A 14,009-nucleotide genomic window follows, 5' to 3' on the forward strand; every position below is an offset into this window, starting at 1 on the left:
TGTCTCCTAGGCTTGCAGGATGGAGGAAACCAGCAGTTGGGTGTACGGGTGTTGCGGATCATCCAGCACCTGATCCGTCAGCCCGGTCTCAACGACTTCACCGCCTTTCATGACCATGAGCCGGTGGGCCAGCAGACGGGCCACGGACAGGTCGTGGGTGACGATGATGACCGAGAGTCCGAGCCGGGCGACCAGATTGCGCAGCAGGTCGAGCAGTCTGGCCTGCACCGAGACATCCAGCCCGCCGGTGGGTTCATCCATGAAGATGATGCGCGGCGAGGTGATCAGGTTGCAGGCGATTTGCAGCCGCTGCTGCATGCCGCCGGAAAAGGTCTTGGGAAAATGATCGATACGGTCGGCGCTGATTTCGACCTCACCCAGCCACTGGATGGCGGTCTCACGGATGGTGCCGTAGTGGCGTTCACCGATACTCATGAGCCTTTCGCCCAGATTGGCACCGGCGGTGACGCCCAGTCGAAGACCGTCACGCGGGTTCTGGTGGACCACGCCGAGTTCGGTGCGCAGGAGTTTGCGCCTGATGGATTCGGAGCAGTCATGTACGTTGATGCCGCCGAACTCTCCGGACAGGTAGCTGACACGCCCGTCTGACGGGGCGAGTCGACCGGAGAGGCAGCGCAGCAGGGTGGATTTGCCCGAACCGGATTCGCCGACAATGCCCAGTATTTCACCGGGCCACAGGTCGAAGCTGATGTCCTTGCAGCCAATCATATCGCCGTAATATTTCGTCACGCCTTCAGCGTGAATCATCGGTTCCATGGATATAGTCATGTGTGTCTCTATGCTGTTTGCGGGGCGGAGCCCTTGAGTTCGGCTATGTCGTCGCGTTCGGCCATGGGGCCGACGTGTCCCTGCTCCCGTCGGGTCGAGCAGTAATCCGTGTCCGAGCAGACGAACATGCGCTCGCCCCTGTCGTTGAGGATGACCTCGTCCAGATAGCTGTCTTCGGCGCCGCACAGGGCGCAGCAGTCGTCCCAGGTCTCCACCGAAAACGGGTGGTCTTCGAAATCAAGGCTCCTGACTTCGGTGTGGGGCGGCACGGCATAAATGCGTTTCTCGCGCCCGGCTCCGAAGATGTGCAGGGCCGGACTCATGTCGAGCTTGGGGTTGTCGAATTTCGGGATGGGGGACGGACTCATGATGTACCGTCCATTGACCTTGACCGGGTACATGAAGTTGGTGGCGATACGCCCATGCCGTGCAATGTCTTCATACAGCTGGACATGCATGACGCCATATTCTTCCAGAGCATGCATCTTGCGGGTTTCGGTCTCCCGTGCTTCGACCCAGCGCAGCGGCTCCGGGATGGGAACCTGATAGACCATGATCTGGCCTTCGCTCAGCGGTGCCTCGGGAATTCTGTGGCGCGTCTGGATGACGCTGGCCTCGGTCGTCTTTTCCGTGGTGTCCACGCCGGTCACGCGGGCGAAGAACGAGCGGATGGAGACCGCGTTGGTCGTGTCGTCGGCTCCCTGATCAATGACCTTGAAGACGTCATCCGCGCCGAGGATGCTCGCGGACAACTGGATGCCGCCGGTTCCCCATCCATAGGGCATGGGCATTTCGCGACCGGCAAAGGGCACCTGATATCCCGGAATGGCCACGGCCTTGAGGATGGCCCGTCGGATCATTCGCTTGGTCTGCTCGTTCAGGTAGCCGTAGTTGTACCCGGTGTCGCCGGTTCCCGGCACTGCGTGGTTCGAATCCACAGTGGTTTCTTCCATGAAGCTCATGCCGCCTCCTCGGATTCGGGCGTTGCCGTGTGCCGTTCCTTTTTCAGAATTGCTTCCCGCATGGAGCGAACCATGACCAGGTCAGCCTGAAAGTCCACATAGTGTGGGAGCTTCAGGTGCTGAACAAATCCCTGTGCTTCAACATTGTCGCTGTGGGAGAGCACGAACTCTTCGTCCTGGGACGGAGCGACAAGGTCCTCGCCAAGCTCTCTGGCCTGAAGGGAGCGGTCCACCAGCGACATGGCCATGGCCTTGCGTTCGTTGTAGCCGAAGGAGAGGCCGTATCCTCTGGTGAATTTTGGGAGGGCTGTTTTCGAACCGACAAAGCTGGTGACCATTTCGCATTCGGACACCGTTATGTCGCCTATCTCGACCTCGAACCCGAGTTCATCGGGGACGATGGAGATGGCGACTTCGCCCATGCGGATTTCACCGGCAAAAGGGTGGTTGTCACCGAACCCGCGCTGACTGGAATACCCGAGGGCGAGGAGGAACCCCTCGTCGCCGCGGGCGAGATTCTGCAATCGGATGTCTCGCTCCACAGGAAACGTCACCGGGTCCTGTGTGATGTCGCCGACCTGTTCCGGGGCGTCCGGGGCCGGCGCGTCGACCAGCCCCTCGGTGCCGAGAATGTCCATGACGCGGGACAGGGGCGTGTCGTCAATCGGCGCGGTCGGGACTTCCGGGAGCCGGGACTCGGCGGCCAGCGAGAAATCCAGCAGCCTGTGCGTGTAGTCGAATGTGGGGCCGAGCAGTTGTCCGCCTGGAATATCCTTGAATGTGGCGGAGATGCGGCGGCGCACCTGCATGCTCGTGGTGTCGATGGGCTGGGTCGTGTACAGTCGGGGAAGTGTGGTGCGGTACGCGCGAAGCAGGAAAATGGCTTCCACGAGATCGCCCCGCGACTGTTTGATGGCCAGGGCTGCCAGACCGGGGTCGTAGAGTGACCCTTCGCTCATGACCCGATCCACGGCAAGGCGCATCTGTTGGAGAATCTGTTCAACGGTGAGTTCCGGGATGGTTATATCCCCCCGGCGCTCTTCGGCCATGAGCCTGTGAGCATTGTCGATGGCTATTTCGCCACCTTTGACGGCTACGTACACGTTATAACTCCACCTGGACCGTTCTCGGCAGTGAGACGATCTCTGTTTTGGTTGTCAGGATCACATCGAAACCGAGGGGGAACCGCCTGTGGTTGTCCTGCATTGCCTGCCAGAAGTCGGTGTGCAGTCCGTCCACGGAGAGTCGGGTGTTTCCATTGATTCCGGGGCCGCTCAAAGTGATGCCCCGGCCCACATTGATTGAATCCACCTGGATGATCAGGGTGGCGGACCTGTCGGGGTACTCGATGTCGCCGGGGTTGAAGGATTCGAAGTCGGGCAGTCGGGTGCCGTCCAGTATCAGGCCGAACGCGCCGTTTTCGGGCTTTCGGGGGATGAAGCATCCGCAGTGGAAGCGGAGGAAGGTCTGAATGTCGACAGGGGCCTTGGGTCCGACCCAGAGCGGTGTGTCCATGTCCACAAGAGCGAGGCACACCGCTGCGGCTGCGGGGTGCAGCCCCTGTGGCGGGTTGGGCCAGTTGCCGATGACCGTGACGGTACCGGGGCGGGACATGGTGAGCAGTATCGCCCGGAATATCCGCTGATTGTTGTGAGCGGGGTCGACCTGCTCATGGAAAGAGGTGTTGATCGCGTTTTCCGACATACGTACTCCCTAGTCTTCGCCGCGGACCATGGTGAAGAAGTTCACCTTGGTGGCAGCGGTCTTTGCCTGGTGGGCGTTCATGTGTTCAGCCTGTTCACGGGCAAATGTCCTGATGGTCTCATGCAGCCTGGGGCCGTGCTCAGGGGTCTGGAGCAGAGCGTCGAAAAGGGCTGCCAGCTCGGCGTGTCGCTTGTCGCGCCCGGCAATATATCCGTGCCCGATGGGACCGTTTTCAAGCTGTATCGAGCACCGTGAGATGGTCATTTCGCCGAGGTTGAATTGCCTGCCCTTGGCTTCGGCCCTGGCTCGAACCATGGCCATGCCGATCTCCGGTGCGCGCAGGTGGCTGAACCTCGGTGGAGCGTCCAACGCGGCAAACGCCTTTTCCAGACGGTCTGTTTCGATTCGGGCGAGCGTACTCATCCAGTCCTTTCTGGCCTGTGTTCCCTGATGAAGAGCGTCTATGGTGTCACTATCGGGTTTCATTTCTGTGAAATCCTCATGGGTTGTCTAGACAACTACAGCTGTCTGTGGTGTCGAGATTCTTTGGTAAAAGAAAGGGGGGGGCGTATGCTCACACGCGGAACCGGGGTTGCCTTGTGGCGACAGATCTATTCGACGCTTGAACTGGAGATATCTTCCGGGCGATTGCAGCCCGGTGATCGGTTGCCGTCCGAGAACGCGCTGTCCGCAAAATTCGCAGTCAACCGGCATACGATCCGACGCGCCCTGTCCACACTTGAGGAGAACGGATTGATTCGGGTGGAGCATGGCCGGGGTTCCTTTGTGCAGGAGCCTGTCATCCATTATCCAGTCAGCAGACGGACCCGCTTCAGCGAGAACCTTTCCAAACAGCGCCGGACTCCCGGCAATGTCTTTATCAGGGCTGTGGATGCCGAAGCCGACAGGCTGGTTGCCGAGGCCCTGGATATCGAGTCGGGCGCGGTCGTGACCTGTGTCTCCAGCGCGGGAGAGGCCGACGGCAGGCGTATCAGCTATTCCACTTCGTATTTTCCCCGATCCCTGTTCCCCGGCATGGTCCGTATCTATCGGGAGAACGGTTCCGTGACCCGGACGCTGGAGCATTTCGGCGTTGGGGATTACTCCAGAAAACAGACCCGGATCATCTCTCGAATGCCCTCTGCCGAGGAGGCCCGTGAGCTGCGACAGCCTCGGACCAGACCGGTGCTGATCACTGAGAGCATCAACGTGGACAGCAGAGGCGTGCCGGTTGAGTTCGGCATCTGCCTGTTCGCCAGTGATTGGGTGCAGATTCTTGTGGAGCCTTCCGAATAACGTCATCAGCCTGTTCTCTCGCGCTTTGTTTCGGGCGTTCCGGTAATGGATGCGCCGCCGTGATCAAGCGATAGGGCAAGAACCCCATACAGGCACTAGACAAGTTCTCAACTTGTTTGCTTTTAGCTTTGATTTCAAGTTGTTGTAACACTCTCGTCATATTTGTTTCCAAAATGACTGCGCTTCGTGCTTTTTCCGGGAGCGTACATTTGTCAGGTTTTGCTGCATGAAAACCGATACGCATAATTCGACATCTGCACTGGATCTGTCGCCTGCCGTGGACGTGACGGCAGAGGTCACGGATTCGGAGCTGGGGATATACACCGAGGTGCTTGAGAACTGTCTGGTGCTGGAGAGCACGCTGGGAGACTATTCCTATCTGAGCCATGGATGCGACGTGGCCTACTGCGACATAGGCAAGTTCGCCTCCATCGCTTCGCAGGTGCGCATAGGGCCGACCAATCATCCCATGTGGCGGCTTACCCAACATCATTTCACCTACCGGAGCAGTCGATACGGGTTCGGTAAAGACGACGACTGGCTTTTTGACTGGCGGCGCGGACAGCGGACGCGCATCGGGCATGATGTCTGGATCGGACACGGGGCCACGGTCCTGCCCGGCGTCACTGTCGGCCACGGGGCGGTCATCGGGGCCGGAGCCGTGGTCAGCCGGGATGTCGCTCCCTATGCCATTGTCGGCGGTGTTCCGGCCCGGTTCATCAGGGATCGGTTCCCTGCGGAACTTCATGAGCGGCTCATTCATCTTGCCTGGTGGGACTGGGGGCATGATCTGCTTGGTTCGGCGCTGGAGGATTTCAGACGCCTGCCCGTGGAGTCCTTTCTCGAAAAATATGAAGGAATGACGAGGTAGAGCATGTCAGGGAGGTACGCACTGTATTACGCCCCGGAACGGGAGAGCACGCTCGATCTGTTCGGCAGGCATTTTCTCGGCAGATGTGCGGAAACCGGGAAGCGCTATGAACAACCAAACCTGCCTGATGCGGGAGCGGAGGGGGTTCATGGGCTCACCAGCTCCCCGCGATTCTACGGATTTCATGGAACCATTGTCCCTCCGTTTCACTTGAAGGATTCCTCGACTCCCGGCGCGCTCCTGGAGCGCGCACAGGCCTTTGCCCGATCGCAGCCCTCCTGTGATCTCGGCACGCTGTCGGTCAAGGAGCTCGGCAGTTTCATCGCCCTTGTTCCATCTCAGACGCTTCCGGTTGTCCGATTGGCAGAGGCGGGGCTTCGGTCATTTCACCATCTGCGTGAGCAGCCGTCCCTTGCCGAAATGGAGCGCCGCCGCTCAAGGGGGCTGACTGTCACGCAGGAACGTCTCCTGGCGACGTGGGGATATCCTTATGTTCTGGAAGAATTCCGGTTCCATCTGACGCTGACGGATTCCATCGGGGATACGCGCCTCAGGAAAAAAATGGTGAAGTCCCTGCATGGCCTGACTGCTCCGTTCAGCAGGACGACGTATGCCATTCGTGAGGTCTGTGTTTTTTACCAGTCGGACACGGCGTCTCCCTTTTCACTCATCAAACGAATTCCCTTTGGGAACACTCAGGAGTCAGTATGCACTACGGCAGATTGATTTATGTCATCGGCCCTTCCGGCTGCGGCAAGGACAGTGTCATGAAATATGCGCGGCAGCGATGTCCGGGCAAGGAAGCGGCTTTTGCGCATAGGTATATCACGAGAAAGGCCGCTGCCGGGGGTGAGAACCATATCCACTTGCACCCGGATGAATTTCAGGGGCGGCTGGAGCGTGGGGCGTTCGCCCTGAATTGGGAGAGCCATGGGTTTCGGTATGGCATCGGGGGCGAGATCGATATCTGGCTGGAATCCGGCATGAATGTGGTGGTGAACGGCTCTCGGGCCTACCTGCCGGAAGCGGCGAGAAGATATCCGACGATGCTGCCGGTGCTCATCTGTGTTGAGCCGGATATTCTCAAACATCGCCTGCGGTTGCGCGGCCGCGAATCACCGATGGAGATTGAACGGCGATTGGAGCGGGCCCAGGCCTATGATGTGGAGCATCCGTGTCTTGAGTGCCTTGACAACAGTGGGGAGCTGAGCCTCGCGGGGAGTCGCATGCTTGAACTGGTCAGACTTGATCGGGTGAAAATGCGCAAGGCTGTATGAGCTGTTTTTTGTGATCGCATGAACGGAGAAAAGGCTTGGGAGGACCATCCTTCCAAGCCTTTTCTGTGGCTGACCCCTCAGCACTGTAGCCTCATTTTCTTGATTGGCTCAATCAGGAGAACGAGTAACTACTTCGAAATATCTCTCGACCCCGGCCATATGGCCGGGATCGAGGTTGTGGTTGCGTTAGATGATTGCATCGTTACCGGAGTCGATGATCGTTTGGATCAGTGTGTTCAGGTCGTCGCTGGTCGTGATTTCCACCACCTGATCAACCATGTCGTTTGCCGGGGTGACACCCAGCAGGTTGACCACGATATCATCACTGCCGTTGATGTCGGAGAACACGAGGTTGACATCATTGGTGTCGGACGTGATCGAGACCGTTGCGCCTTCCAGGTTGCCCAGAGCCAGGCTGTCGTTGTCGCTGAAGTCGAGGATATTGATGGATGTTGCTCCATCACCCAGGTTTTCAGGATCAATGACGATGACATCCGATCCTGCGCCGGAGTGCACGTCGTCGCCGCTTTCCGGGAAGATGACGTCATTGCCGTCGCTGCCGAGCACGGTTCCGGTGCCGCCCAGGACGTTGCCGGAGTTCACGTTCAGCGAGACTTCAATGAATGCGGTGTCAGAGCCGCCGGAGCCATCGGATACGGTGTATTCGAAGACATCGGTGGAGGTCTCTTCGAGGTGCTGCCATCCGCCTTCGCCGTCAACTTCCTCAAACGGATCATAGTTCCACTCACCAGTGTCGTAGATCTTCAGGGATCCGAAGTCGCCGTCAATGGTGTAGTAGTCGCCGCCAATGTCGCTGCCGGTGGAAGCCACGTTGGCAGGTGCGTTGGCGCTGTCCACATCCGTCACGCTCAATTCGAGCAGCCCCATGTTGCCGGCTGCGGCGGCGGTGTCGAAGTCCACGTTGTCGATATCGAAGTCATTGGCCAGCACGTTGCCGTCTGCCACGCCGGTGATGGAGGTGTCTCCGCCGGTCACGGTTGTCAGGCTTTCCATGCCGAATGAACCATCGGGGATGAAGACGATCGTGTCGAAATCAAAGCCCGGGGTGATGTAGACTGCGTTACCAACATTGGTGAACAGGGTCGGTGCTCCGCCTCCAACGGGGTAGACGTATGCATTAACGTGGTTGTTACCCTGAGCGATGAACCCAATGCTGAACGAACTCTGCGGGTCGTCGAACTCGAATGTGATCTGTTCGCCAGGCGAGTCATCATCAACCTTCTGACTGTCTCCGGAACCACCGCTAAGGATGCCGAGGTGCTGATCGTTACCCCAGGTCGTGAATGCAACGTCATCGACAGGGGCGCCGAGTTCATCAAAGGCCTCGGCGGTTACGGTGTAACCAGGCCCATAGTAGACCGAGCCGCTGATGTTACTCCAGTCATCAATTACGGTGACGACAGTGCTCTCGATGAAAATATCATGAGAGCCGTCATGCACTGCGATGGGAGTGTCATTGGCCGGATCAATGGTGATGGTCAGTGTGGCCGTGTCAGTCAGTGCGTCGCCGGACTGGTTGTCGGAGACTTCGTAGGTGAAGACGTCCGTGACCGGTGCGTCGTCCGTGTTCAGCGGATCGGTTGCGCTCTTGTCTTCCACATAGTGGTAGCTGCCGTCATCGTTGAGGTACAGAGTACCGTACTCGCCTTCCACGATGTTGTCGGCAACATGAGCGGTGCTGGTCCGCGCAGGCGGGGTTCCGCCGCCGGTGTAGTCGATGTCGGTGATGGTCAGCTCAGGTGTGCCGACTTCGCCGAGATCGATGTTGTCGATGTCCGTATCATTGGCCAGCACGTTGCCGGACACGTCTGCTGCTGCGGCTGCGTCAACTGCCTCGGTAAAGGAGTTGGTGTCCACTGCGGCGATGGGCGAGTCGTTGGCACCATCAATGGTGATGGTCAGTGTGGCCGTGTCAGTCAGTGCGCTACCGGACTGGTTGTCGGAGACTTCGTAGGTGAAGACGTCCGTGACCGGTGCGTCGTCTGTGTTCAGCGGATCGGTTGCGCTCTTGTCTTCCACATAGTGGTAGCTGCCGTCATCGTTGAGGTACAGAGTACCGTACTCGCCTTCCACGATGTTGTCGGCAACATGAGCGGTGCTGGTCCGCGCAGGCGGTGTGCCAGCGCCGGTGTAGTCGATATCGGTGATGGTCAGCTCAGGTGTGCCGACTTCGCCGAGATCGATGTTGTCGATGTCCGTATCATTGGCCAGCACGTTGCCGGACACGTCTGCTGCTGCGGCTGCGTCAACTGCCTCGGTAAAGGAGTTGGTGTCCACCGCGGCGATGGGCGAGTCGTTGGCACCATCAATGGTGATGGTCAGTGTGGCCGTGTCAGTCAGTGCGCTACCGGACTGGTTGTCGGAGACTTCGTAGGTGAAGACGTCCGTGACCGGTGCGTCGTCTGTGTTCAGCGGATCGGTTGCGCTCTTGTCTTCCACATAGTGGTAGCTGCCGTCATCGTTGAGGTACAGAGTACCGTACTCGCCTTCCACGATGTTGTCGGCAACATGAGCGGTGCTGGTCCGCGCAGGCGGTGTGCCAGCGCCGGTGTAGTCGATATCGGTGATGGTCAGCTCAGGTGTGCCGACTTCGCCGAGATCGATGTTGTCGATGTCCGTATCATTGGCCAGCACGTTGCCGGACACGTCTGCTGCTGCGGCTGCGTCAACTGCCTCGGTAAAGGAGTTGGTGTCCACCGCGGCGATGGGCGAGTCGTTGGCACCATCAATGGTGATGGTCAGTGTGGCCGTGTCAGTCAGTGCGCTACCGGACTGGTTGTCGGAGACTTCGTAGGTGAAGACGTCCGTGACCGGTGCGTCGTCTGTGTTCAGCGGATCGGTTGCGCTCTTGTCTTCCACATAGTGGTAGCTGCCGTCATCGTTGAGGTACAGAGTACCGTACTCGCCTTCCACGATGTTGTCGGCAACATGAGCGGTGCTGGTCCGCGCAGGCGGTGTGCCAGCGCCGGTGTAGTCGATATCGGTGATGGTCAGCTCAGGTGTGCCGACTTCGCCGAGATCGATGTTGTCGATGTCCGTATCATTGGCCAGCACGTTGCCGGACACGTCTGCTGCTGCGGCTGCGTCAACTGCCTCGGTAAAGGAGTTGGTGTCCACCGCGGCGATGGGCGAGTCGTTGGCACCATCAATGGTGATGGTCAGTGTGGCCGTGTCAGTCAGTGCGCTACCGGACTGGTTGTCGGAGACTTCGTAGGTGAAGACGTCCGTGACCGGTGCGTCGTCTGTGTTCAGCGGATCGGTTGCGCTCTTGTCTTCCACATAGTGGTAGCTGCCGTCATCGTTGAGGTACAGAGTACCGTACTCGCCTTCCACGATGTTGTCGGCAACATGAGCGGTGCTGGTCCGCGCAGGCGGTGTGCCAGCGCCGGTGTAGTCGATATCGGTGATGGTCAGCTCAGGTGTGCCGACTTCGCCGAGATCGATGTTGTCGATGTCCGTATCATTGGCCAGCACGTTGCCGGACACGTCTGCTGCTGCGGCTGCGTCAACTGCCTCGGTAAAGGAGTTGGTGTCCACCGCGGCGATGGGCGAGTCGTTGGCACCATCAATGGTGATGGTCAGTGTGGCCGTGTCAGTCAGTGCGCTACCGGACTGGTTGTCGGAGACTTCGTAGGTGAAGACGTCCGTGACCGGTGCGTCGTCTGTGTTCAGCGGATCGGTTGCGCTCTTGTCTTCCACATAGTGGTAGCTGCCGTCATCGTTGAGGTACAGAGTACCGTACTCGCCTTCCACGATGTTGTCGGCAACATGAGCGGTGCTGGTCCGCGCAGGCGGTGTGCCAGCGCCGGTGTAGTCGATATCGGTGATGGTCAGCTCAGGTGTGCCGACTTCGCCGAGATCGATGTTGTCGATGTCCGTATCATTGGCCAGCACGTTGCCGGACACGTCTGCTGCTGCGGCTGCGTCAACTGCCTCGGTAAAGGAGTTGGTGTCCACCGCGGCGATGGGTGCATCATTTGAACCGAGTACCGGAATACTCAGCGTTGCGTGGTCGTACTTGTCGCCGTCCCACATGCTGTAGCTGAATGTCTCGACGAGATCGTCTTCGGTGTTCAGCGGATCAGCCTTGGTCTGGTCAAGTACATACTCGTAGGAACCATCTTCGTTGATGGTGAGCGTTCCATACTGACCGTTAACGGTGAAGGCACCGTTCTCGGGAGTGGAGTCGTATTGGTAGGTGCTATTACTATATATAGAAGTGACGCCAAGCTCGATGACGCCATCGGGGTCGGTCGGGATCAGGGTCGCATACGCGGGATCCAGATCTTCATAGCCGATGTTGTCGATGTCGGAGTCGTTGTGGAGGACATTGCCGATAACGCTTGCGATTCCAGCAACTTCGGTTCCCTGCTCGATAACTCCTTCAACAGGCGCATCATCAAACGCGTCGGGAGCATCGTTGCTGCCGATCACGGTGATGGTCAGGGTCGCGACATTGCTGCTATTGCCTTCAGGATCTATGGCGGTGTAATTGAACACCTCTTCCACTTCCTGTCCTTCACGAAGCGGATCTGCCAGGTTCTGGTCCAGATCATAATGGTATGAACCGTCGGCAAAAACGGTCAAAGTGCCGTACAGGCCGTTGACCTGCACACCGGCGTCAGTGACGGGAACGGCGGCAGGATTATTTCCTGTAAAGTCTTCACCCGGGAAATCAATGGTGTTGACGGAAAGTTCCGTCTGACTGCCACTGGTCTCCGGGTAATCGATATTGTCGTCATCGTAGTCGTTAAGCAGCAGGTTGCCTTCAACAAAGCCATACTGTTCCTGTCCCCAAGAGCCTTCACCGCCTTCGCCGCCGCGATTCCATTCGTCCTCTACGATGAGGTTGACGTCATCAACGGCTACGGGGGGAATAGGTCCTTCGGCAGGAATTGTTTCATCAGTAGGATCGGTCACTTCGAATGTGGTCGAGTCATAGGCATCGCCCTGTCCACCGAGCGCATTCAGACCGTCAAAGAGGCTGCCTGCATCATCACTGTATGCACCTGCGCCCGAGCCAGTGGCGCCTGCGGCTGCAGCGGTTTCAAGGTCTTCATCCGTGGGTTGGTCCGCCCCTTCAAATGCAAACATATATATGCCGCCTGGAACCAAGTCGCCGCCAACCATTTCAAAGGAAGGCAGGGAGTCTGCTTCTGCGAGAATCAGATAGTCCTCAAGGATTATCTTTCCACCGCCTTCCACGATAATTTCAAGGTTGTTGCCATTTCCAATGAATTCCGCTTCGGAAAGATCAAAGGTGAACTTGACCAGAGTGTCCGACGTAAGGAGATACGACGTTGTCTCGCCCGGACCAGGCAATGCTATCCGCAGTACCGGGACTTGTTGGGTAGTAGTTGTGTCAGCCATGATATCCTCCTGAGGGTATGTCCAAATGGACTATAGGACTCTACTTTTAGGTCTCTATTAATATATACGAATGAAACATCTGTTGGGACATCTTAGTATAGTGCTTAAAACCAACGTGTTAGAGTGTGGAAAAAGTGTAGCTGACACGGTTTTTTGTCTGTATTCCAAATGGTTTGATTTGGACTAAAATTCGGAATTATATTTGATTGAAATTGTTTTAAACACTACTATGTTGAAAACTTTATCCCGGTAGAAGCGTTTTGCACAAGCTCAATTTATTTTTGAGGGTAGATAATAATGCTTATTTACTGGCTTTTTCGTCTGGGTGAGCTGCGAAAAAATATGAAAATAATTTCGATTTATTTAGTCTGAATTATGAACACGGCAAAAGTTCAAAATTACTTCATTTTCCTCACGTATGCTTGGTGGCCGTTTTTAATCCGTCTTTTAGGCTGGATTCGGTTGTTGTCAGGGCGTCCAGGCTTTTTCTGGGCGTGTATTTGAATGCAGGCGGGGTGCTCAAAAGACGTATGGCGTGTCAGGGGATACCGTTGTTGTAAAATGCGTGTGATTCAGGAGGGTGATAGTGGTCGTTTCTTCCCTAAAAAGTTGCATTTGTAACCCAGGCGTCCTATTGGGGGCGTCTGAAATATATTTTGTGGATTGATGGCAGGGCGGTTGAGAGTCGCTCCGTGTCGTCAGTCGTTCAAGTCAGGTTTGTTTCACTATTTATGAGAGAGGATAAAATGAAGCGTCTATTGTTGTTGGTTTGTGCCCTTATGCTCTGTGCTTCCACCGCGTTGGCCGGTACGCCGGTCAAGGTGGCCCACGCTACCTGGGTTGGTTATGGCCCTCTGTATATTGCTAAGGATCTTGGATACTTTGATGAAGCCGGACTGGATGTCGATCTGGTTATCATCGAAGACGAAGCCCAGTACGCAGCGGCTTTGGCCTCCGGTAATATCGATGGCCTGGGCAATGTGCTGGACCGTGAGGTCATCCACTTTGCCAAAGGCACTGAAGAAGTCGTTGTTTTTGCCATGGATGAATCCTCCGGCGGCGACGGTGTGATCGCATCCAAGGACATCAAGACGGTTGTCGATCTCAAGGGCAAGACTGTCGGGCTGGACAAGTCTTCCACTTCCTACTTTTTCTTCCTGTCCATCCTGAAGAAATACGGTGTTGACGAGAAAGACATCAACATCCTGGAGATGGGTGCTTCTGACGCCGGTGCCGCTTTTGTGGCTGGCAAGATCGACGCGGCTGTTACCTGGGAGCCCTGGTTGATGAATGCCGGTCAGCGTGAAGGCGGCCATGTGCTGGTTTCCTCCAAGGAAATGCCCAAGACCATCGTGGACGTGTTTGTGCTCAACGCCAACTATGTCAAAGAGAACCCTGCCGTGCCCGGCAAGCTGACTGCGTGCTGGAACAAGGCTGTTGCCTGGTATGCAAAGAACGCCGACAAGGGCAACGCCATCATGGCCAAGGCCATGGGGCTTGAGACCGGCGAAATGGCTGAAATGGCCGCAGGCGTCACCTTTATCGGCGCTGATGACAACAAGGCCTTTTTTGATAAGGCTCAGGCCAGCAACATCTACGAAGTGGCCGAGCGCGCCATCACCTTCTGGAAGTCCAAGGGCATCATCACCAAGGACGTATCCGTGGATACCCTGATCACCTCCGACTACGTGAACGCCAACTAACATGGGGCGACGACTG

General features: G+C 57.1%; 11 protein-coding genes. 5 read left to right on the plus strand and 6 right to left on the minus strand.

The features are described from left to right. Positions 1-6: 6 nt before the first annotated feature. The 5 genes from phnK to phnG are packed head-to-tail and all read right to left on the minus strand — an operon-like array spanning position 7 to position 3,941. Positions 7-789: a phosphonate C-P lyase system protein PhnK gene (gene phnK, locus SRBAKS_RS15625; RefSeq protein WP_283816488.1), complete on the minus strand. Its 783-nt coding sequence runs from the start codon at positions 787-789 to the stop codon at positions 7-9. An 8-nt stretch (positions 790-797) separates the two neighbouring features. Continuing rightward, positions 798-1,742 carry an alpha-D-ribose 1-methylphosphonate 5-phosphate C-P-lyase PhnJ gene (locus tag SRBAKS_RS15630; protein ID WP_229596999.1) on the minus strand — a complete coding sequence of 315 codons (945 nt, stop codon included), beginning with the start codon at positions 1,740-1,742 and terminating at the stop codon, positions 798-800. 5 nt (positions 1,743-1,747) lie between these two features. After that, positions 1,748-2,854, minus strand: a complete 1,107-nt coding sequence (locus SRBAKS_RS15635) for a carbon-phosphorus lyase complex subunit (protein WP_229591824.1) — start codon at positions 2,852-2,854, stop codon at positions 1,748-1,750. Position 2,855: 1 nt separating this feature from the next. Further along, on the minus strand, positions 2,856-3,455 hold the full coding sequence (gene phnH / locus SRBAKS_RS15640) for a phosphonate C-P lyase system protein PhnH (RefSeq protein ID WP_229591825.1): 600 nt from the start codon (positions 3,453-3,455) through the stop codon (positions 2,856-2,858). A 9-nt stretch (positions 3,456-3,464) separates the two neighbouring features. Next, positions 3,465-3,941 (minus strand): phosphonate C-P lyase system protein PhnG, encoded by a 477-nt coding sequence (phnG, locus tag SRBAKS_RS15645; protein ID WP_229591826.1) that lies wholly within the window; start codon positions 3,939-3,941, stop codon positions 3,465-3,467. A gap of 84 nt (positions 3,942-4,025) precedes the next feature. Here phnG and phnF point away from each other — a divergent pair, with 84 nt between their 5' ends. The 4 genes from phnF (at position 4,026) to phnN (ending at position 6,899) form a co-directional block, all read left to right on the plus strand. Then, positions 4,026-4,751, plus strand: coding sequence for a phosphonate metabolism transcriptional regulator PhnF (gene phnF / locus SRBAKS_RS15650; RefSeq protein WP_229591827.1), 726 nt, complete (start codon positions 4,026-4,028; stop codon positions 4,749-4,751). Positions 4,752-4,977: 226 nt separating this feature from the next. Further along, positions 4,978-5,622, plus strand: a complete 645-nt coding sequence (locus SRBAKS_RS15655) for a DapH/DapD/GlmU-related protein (protein WP_229591828.1) — start codon at positions 4,978-4,980, stop codon at positions 5,620-5,622. A gap of 3 nt (positions 5,623-5,625) precedes the next feature. After that, on the plus strand, positions 5,626-6,348 hold the full coding sequence (locus tag SRBAKS_RS15660; RefSeq protein WP_229591829.1) for a DUF1045 domain-containing protein: 723 nt from the start codon (positions 5,626-5,628) through the stop codon (positions 6,346-6,348). Beyond that, positions 6,330-6,899, plus strand: coding sequence for a phosphonate metabolism protein/1,5-bisphosphokinase (PRPP-forming) PhnN (phnN, locus tag SRBAKS_RS15665; protein ID WP_229591830.1), 570 nt, complete (start codon positions 6,330-6,332; stop codon positions 6,897-6,899). The genes SRBAKS_RS15660 and phnN overlap by 19 nt, the downstream gene beginning before the upstream one ends. A gap of 186 nt (positions 6,900-7,085) precedes the next feature. Here phnN and SRBAKS_RS15670 read toward each other — a convergent pair whose 3' ends face one another. After that, entirely contained in the window at positions 7,086-12,290 is a 5,205-nt protein-coding gene (locus tag SRBAKS_RS15670; protein WP_229591831.1) for a cadherin-like domain-containing protein, read from the minus strand. A gap of 746 nt (positions 12,291-13,036) precedes the next feature. Here SRBAKS_RS15670 and SRBAKS_RS15675 point away from each other — a divergent pair. Next, positions 13,037-13,993: an ABC transporter substrate-binding protein gene (locus tag SRBAKS_RS15675; protein WP_229591832.1), complete on the plus strand. Its 957-nt coding sequence runs from the start codon at positions 13,037-13,039 to the stop codon at positions 13,991-13,993. Positions 13,994-14,009: the final 16 nt, after the last annotated feature.

This window comes from Pseudodesulfovibrio sediminis, assembly GCF_020886695.1.
Lineage (GTDB): Bacteria > Desulfobacterota > Desulfovibrionia > Desulfovibrionales > Desulfovibrionaceae > Pseudodesulfovibrio > Pseudodesulfovibrio sediminis.

What these genes read in the sequence shown, in the direction of transcription:
- SRBAKS_RS15630 (WP_229596999.1), bottom strand. Translation starts at nt 1,742, where the DNA reads ATGGAAGAAACCACTGTGGATTCGAACCACGCAGTGCCGGGAACCGGC.
- phnG (WP_229591826.1), bottom strand. Translation starts at nt 3,941, where the DNA reads ATGAAACCCGATAGTGACACCATAGACGCTCTTCATCAGGGAACACAG.
- phnK (WP_283816488.1), bottom strand. Translation starts at nt 789, where the DNA reads ATGACTATATCCATGGAACCGATGATTCACGCTGAAGGCGTGACGAAA.
- phnN (WP_229591830.1), top strand. Translation starts at nt 6,330, where the DNA reads ATGCACTACGGCAGATTGATTTATGTCATCGGCCCTTCCGGCTGCGGC.
- SRBAKS_RS15660 (WP_229591829.1), top strand. Translation starts at nt 5,626, where the DNA reads ATGTCAGGGAGGTACGCACTGTATTACGCCCCGGAACGGGAGAGCACG.
- phnH (WP_229591825.1), bottom strand. Translation starts at nt 3,455, where the DNA reads ATGTCGGAAAACGCGATCAACACCTCTTTCCATGAGCAGGTCGACCCC.
- SRBAKS_RS15670 (WP_229591831.1), bottom strand. Translation starts at nt 12,290, where the DNA reads ATGGCTGACACAACTACTACCCAACAAGTCCCGGTACTGCGGATAGCA.
- SRBAKS_RS15655 (WP_229591828.1), top strand. Translation starts at nt 4,978, where the DNA reads ATGAAAACCGATACGCATAATTCGACATCTGCACTGGATCTGTCGCCT.
- phnF (WP_229591827.1), top strand. Translation starts at nt 4,026, where the DNA reads ATGCTCACACGCGGAACCGGGGTTGCCTTGTGGCGACAGATCTATTCG.
- SRBAKS_RS15675 (WP_229591832.1), top strand. Translation starts at nt 13,037, where the DNA reads ATGAAGCGTCTATTGTTGTTGGTTTGTGCCCTTATGCTCTGTGCTTCC.